Origin of the sequence: Mesobacillus sp. (genome assembly GCF_049588175.1) — a bacterium.
GTDB lineage: Bacteria > Bacillota > Bacilli > Bacillales > Cytobacillaceae > Mesobacillus.
This window is the reverse complement of the sequence record NZ_JBAVFI010000730.1, coordinates 1-5048: the sequence shown is the minus strand read 5'-3', so window position 1 is coordinate 5048 and position 5048 is coordinate 1. Positions and strand designations below refer to the sequence as shown.

General features: G+C 42.3%; 5 protein-coding genes. 1 reads left to right on the top strand and 4 read right to left on the bottom strand.

What is annotated here, in order from left to right:
• Positions 1–40: 40 nt before the first annotated feature.
• Together WB217_RS17800 and rnz are read right to left on the bottom strand one after the other, a co-directional pair.
• Positions 41–589: a histidine phosphatase family protein gene (locus WB217_RS17800; RefSeq protein ID WP_423994637.1), complete on the bottom strand. Its 549-nt coding sequence runs from the start codon at positions 587–589 to the stop codon at positions 41–43.
• Positions 590–601: 12 nt separating this feature from the next.
• On the bottom strand, positions 602–1534 hold the full coding sequence (rnz, locus tag WB217_RS17795; protein WP_423994636.1) for a ribonuclease Z: 933 nt from the start codon (positions 1532–1534) through the stop codon (positions 602–604).
• A gap of 306 nt (positions 1535–1840) precedes the next feature.
• Here rnz and zwf point away from each other — a divergent pair, with 306 nt between their 5' ends.
• Positions 1841–3307 carry a glucose-6-phosphate dehydrogenase gene (zwf, locus tag WB217_RS17790; RefSeq protein WP_423994638.1) on the top strand — a complete coding sequence of 489 codons (1467 nt, stop codon included), beginning with the start codon at positions 1841–1843 and terminating at the stop codon, positions 3305–3307.
• A 56-nt stretch (positions 3308–3363) separates the two neighbouring features.
• On the opposite strand, the gene WB217_RS17785 is transcribed toward zwf, so the two are convergent.
• Both WB217_RS17785 and gndA read right to left on the bottom strand, forming a co-directional pair.
• Positions 3364–3570, bottom strand: a complete 207-nt coding sequence (locus WB217_RS17785; RefSeq protein ID WP_423994635.1) for a zinc ribbon domain-containing protein — start codon at positions 3568–3570, stop codon at positions 3364–3366.
• A 142-nt stretch (positions 3571–3712) separates the two neighbouring features.
• Positions 3713–5048: NADP-dependent phosphogluconate dehydrogenase (gene gndA / locus WB217_RS17780; RefSeq protein ID WP_423994634.1), on the bottom strand; the 1336-nt coding region annotated here is incomplete at its 5' end.

The following is a 5048-nucleotide window of genomic DNA, read 5'->3' as shown; positions in this document are numbered from 1 at the left end:
GTCTTAAACTCAACGCTACATGGGAAATTTAATATATAAATTAAATCCTGTCATCCCAAATCCGCTTTAAAATCGTCTTTTCATCCGATACCACAAGTTCGAAAACATCTGGATTGGTCAGTTCCATAAGACAGTCATATCCGAAGCTTTCATTGAAATATCTCATTAGCAAGGTAGTCATATTGCCATGGCTGACCAGCAAAATATTTTCATCTTTGGAGCACAGTATGTCCTCCAGTAAGGATTTTGCTCTTTCCATGCCTGCTGTATGTGACTCTCCACCTTCGAACACTAAATCAAAATCATCAAAACTTTGTTTCAGCTTATCACGCCAATCTTCAAAGCTTACTGTGCTCAACACTCTTTCTCCCAGTCTGCTGTCTTCAATGATTTTAATTTTCTTTGAATCGGACAGTGGTTTAATCGTATCAATTGCCCTTTTATACGGGCTCGAGAAAATGAGATCTATCTCCTTTTGCCTAAAAAATTCAACCAGCGCTAGTGCCTGTTTTCTCCCCTGCTCTGTCAGAGGAGCATCTATCGGCTGGCCCTCCGCACTCGCATGCCTGACGAGATATACGGTTTTCATTATCCCACTCCTTTAATCTGTCATCCTTAAGGAGATACCGATTTCCATAAAATCCTCAGATATGACCGTATTAGAAAATACCTTCACCGCTTCCGCCTCAAGCTGCTTCCAGTCGTTGCGGTCATATCGTGAACTGATGTGAGTAAGGCACAGCTTTTTTGCCCTGGCTTTGAGAGCAGTCTCAGCTGCCTGCAGAGTTGTAGAATGAAAATATTCATGTGCAAGAGCTTCTTCGTCCGCTGAAAAAGTAGCTTCGTGTATCAGTAGATCTGCGTCGTCTGCGAGGAGTACAGCATTCTCGCAAACTCTCGTATCACCGAGGATCGTTACAATCCTGCCTTTTTGAGGCGGTCCCACAAATTCCTCAGGGTGAATGACTCTTCCATCTTCCAAAATGACTTCTTCGCCATTCTTAATTTTTTTGTAGTCTGGACCTGGCTTCACTCCAGTGGCGGCAAGCTTGTCGGCGAGAAGGGTCCCTGGACGATCTTTCTCCACAACTCTATACCCGAATGAAGCAATTCCATGCACAAGGAGCCTGGCTTCTATAGTGAATTGGTCGTCTTCGAATATAAGTCCTTCCTCAATCTCGATGATCTCGATAGGGTATTTCAAGTAAGATTTGCTTATTTTCAGAGATACTTCGATAAATTCCTTAATTCCTGCTGGACCATATACTGTTACCAATGATTCTCCGCCTTGGAATGAACGGCTTGAAAGTAATCCTGGGAGACCGTAAATGTGGTCCCCATGCAAATGGGTGATGAAAATTTTTTCAATCCTGCGCGGTTTAATGCTAGTATGTAAAATTTGATGCTGCGTAGCTTCTCCACAGTCAAATAGCCAGACTGCTCCTCTTTCCTCGAGCAATTTTAACGCGATTGAAGTCACATTCCTCAGCTTAGCAGGAACGCCTGCCCCAGTCCCGAGAAAAAAAACATCCATTTTTAAAACCGCCTTTCATGCAAAAAGCCCGCTGGTACTCAGGCTGGTAGTTTCTTTGTTCCTTTCAATATATCATAAGAGACGTTGGTTTGTTCAAGATACCTTATAAGGCAAATCTGCAGATTTAATACAATGGGCATAGTTCCAGTCATTTGGAAGAAACTAATTACAGTTCAAACAGTTGCTAATTGTTCACGAAACCGATAAAATTTTATACTTGTAAAGTGTTTTTATACATATTGAGTAAATTCATATAAAGAGAGGTCCTATATTGTGACACACACTGATAAACCAACTGCTTTAATCATGATCTTCGGGGCTACGGGAGACCTTGCGAACCGTAAATTGTTCCCTTCCCTATACAATTTATTTGAAAAAGGTAAATTGGACAAGTTCGCAGTCATTGGTGTCGCCAGACGTTCACTAACAAATGAAGAATTCCAGCAGAAGGTTAAAGAATCTGTACAAGAAAATCGTGAATCAGCAAAAAATATCGAGGAATTTGCATCTAAATTCTATTATCACTCCCACGATGTCACTGATTCCAGCTCCTATGTAGCTCTTGGAAAGCTTGCTGAAGAAATGGACAGCCACTATGGACTTAATGGAAACAGGATCTTCTATCTTGCGATGGCGCCTGAGTTCTTTGGAACAATTGCCGAGCATTTAAAGAAGGACAAGCTAACAGATGTTTCAGGATTTAAACGTCTCGTAATTGAAAAACCATTTGGACATGACCTTGAGTCGGCAAAAGTATTAAACAAACAAATCCGTACTGCATTCTCGGAAAATGAAATTTACCGTATTGACCATTATCTTGGCAAGGAAATGGTCCAGAACATCGAAGTAATCCGATTTGCCAATGCAATGTTTGAACCGCTATGGAATAATCGCTACATTTCAAATATCCAAGTTACTTCAAGCGAAACGCTTGGCGTTGAAGAACGCGGACGCTATTACGAAAAAAGCGGCGCGTTGAGGGACATGGTCCAGAATCATATGCTGCAAATGGTTTCATTGCTCGCAATGGAGCCCCCAATCAAATTAACGACAGATGAAATCCGGTCTGAGAAGGTTAGAGTGTTCCGTGCCCTTCGTCCAGTAAAGGGTGAGGAAGTAAATGAATACTTTGTTCGCGGACAGTATGATCAAGGTCAGATGAACGGCGGAGAAGTACCAGCTTATCGCCAGGAGGAAATGGTCGATCCTGAATCAAACACGGAAACTTTTGTTGCCGGCAAATTAATGATTGATAATTTCCGCTGGGCTGGAGTGCCATTTTACATCCGTACAGGAAAAAGAATGACAGCTAAGTCTACAAAAATTGTGATTCAGTTCAAAGATATTCCTATGGATTTGTACTATCGCCCGGAAAAAACAGTTAATCCTAATCTTTTAGTGATTCATATCCAGCCTGAAGAAGGAATTACGCTTCACCTGAACGCTAAAAAATCCGGTCAGGGGACAGATGCAACACCAGTAAAACTTAACTATGCAAATAAGGGCATTGACGGCCTTAATACACCTGAGGCATACGAAAAGCTGTTATTCGATTCTCTTCGCGGAGACGCTACTAATTTTACCCATTGGGATGAAGTCGCGCTTTCCTGGAGCTTTGTCGATAACATTTCAGATGTTTGGGAAAACACAAAAGAGCAAGCCTTCCCTAACTACGCATCTGGCACTATGGGTCCAGACGCAGCAGATCAGATGCTTGAAAAAGACGGATTCTTCTGGTGGCCTGTTACTGAAATTGATGTTGAGAAGTGTTAAACAAACAATAATAAAATCCCGCCTGCCGAAGCTGCAAGCGGGATTTTTTTATCTGCTCATCCTCCGAAAAATAAATCAAGAATATTGGAGCCTGCTGACGCTTCTTTATTATAAAACTCCGAATATCCACACTTCCTGCAGTATACGACCACGAATTGATTATTTTGTATGTCGAACATCTTGGACAATCCAGTACCAGTCATGGCAACTTCCTTTTTCCCTGCATCCCTGCTCCCACATTTTACACAGCCGCTATCACTCATCTTTCCCATCTCCCTTTAAAGTTTTATATTACATACGGTCATGGAAGTATTTGGTTTCATTATTTAGACAATTACTTTAAATAAGCTAAATGCTATAGCTTACAATAAAAAACAGCGAACACAAGGTTCGCTGTTTCCTTTATTATTCCATCCATTCTGTATGGAAGATGCCTTCTTTATCAATGCGCTGATACGTATGCGCCCCGAAGTAGTCTCGCTGTGCCTGAATCAGGTTTGCAGGCAAGGTTTCTGTTCTGTAGCTGTCAAAGTAGGACAGTGCTGCAGAGAAGCTAGGAACCGGAATACCATTCAGAACTGCAGCAGAAATAATTTCACGTAGCGACTGCTGATAGCTTTGGGCAATTCCCTTGAAATACGGATCAAGCAGCAGGTTTTTCAAACCTGGATCACGATCATATGCTTCCTTTATTTTTTGCAGGAATTGCGCCCTAATGATGCAGCCTCCACGGAAAATCATTGCAATTTCACCATAGCTCAAATCCCAGTTGTATTCTTCTGATGCTGCTCTCATTTGTGCAAAGCCCTGTGCATACGAGCAAATCTTGCTTAAGTATAATGCTTTGCGTATGGATTCAATGAAAGCTTCACGGTCGCCTTCAAAAGGTTTCGCTTCTGGTCCAGTCAGCACCTTGCTTGCTTCAACGCGCTCTTGTTTCATGCTTGAGATAAAGCGGGCAAAAACAGATTCAGTGATGATTGGCAGAGGCACACCAAGGTCAAGCGCACTCTGGCTTGTCCATTTTCCAGTGCCCTTTTGTCCGGCAGTATCCAAAATCACATCAACTAGAGGTTTTCCAGTTTCTTCATCCTTTTTAGTAAATATGTCAGCAGTAATCTCGATTAGATAGCTATCCAACTCGCCTTTGTTCCAATCCGAAAATACTTGATGCAACTCTTCTGCACTGAGACCTAAAATATGCTTAAGCATAAAATACGATTCGGATATTAATTGCATATCTCCGTACTCGATGCCATTGTGGACCATTTTCACATAATGGCCTGCTCCATCCGGACCGATATACGTTGTACATGCTTCCCCATTTACTTTAGCAGAAATGTCCTGGAAAATCGGAGCAACTAAATCATAGGCTTCCTTCTGCCCTCCCGGCATGATGGACGGACCATGAAGAGCCCCTTCCTCACCGCCGGATACGCCTGTCCCGATGAAGTGAAGGCCCAGCTCACTCAATTCCTTGTTACGACGCTGTGTATCGGCAAAATATGTATTGCCTCCATCAATGATGATATCGCCTTTTTCAAGATACGGCTTCAACTGTTCGATTGTCGCATCTGTCGCTGCACCAGCTTTGACCATCAGCAAGATTTTGCGGGGCTTTTCAAGTGATTGGACAAATTCTTCAATCGTGTAAGTACCGACTAGATTTTTCCCCTGTGTTTCAGCCAACATTTCATCCGTTTTCTCTCTAGAACGATTATAAACGGATACAGAATAGCCT

What these genes read in the sequence shown, in the direction of transcription:
- WB217_RS17800 (WP_423994637.1), bottom strand. Translation starts at nt 589, where the DNA reads ATGAAAACCGTATATCTCGTCAGGCATGCGAGTGCGGAGGGCCAGCCG.
- WB217_RS17785 (WP_423994635.1), bottom strand. Translation starts at nt 3,570, where the DNA reads ATGAGTGATAGCGGCTGTGTAAAATGTGGGAGCAGGGATGCAGGGAAA.
- rnz (WP_423994636.1), bottom strand. Translation starts at nt 1,534, where the DNA reads ATGGATGTTTTTTTTCTCGGGACTGGGGCAGGCGTTCCTGCTAAGCTG.
- zwf (WP_423994638.1), top strand. Translation starts at nt 1,841, where the DNA reads ATGATCTTCGGGGCTACGGGAGACCTTGCGAACCGTAAATTGTTCCCT.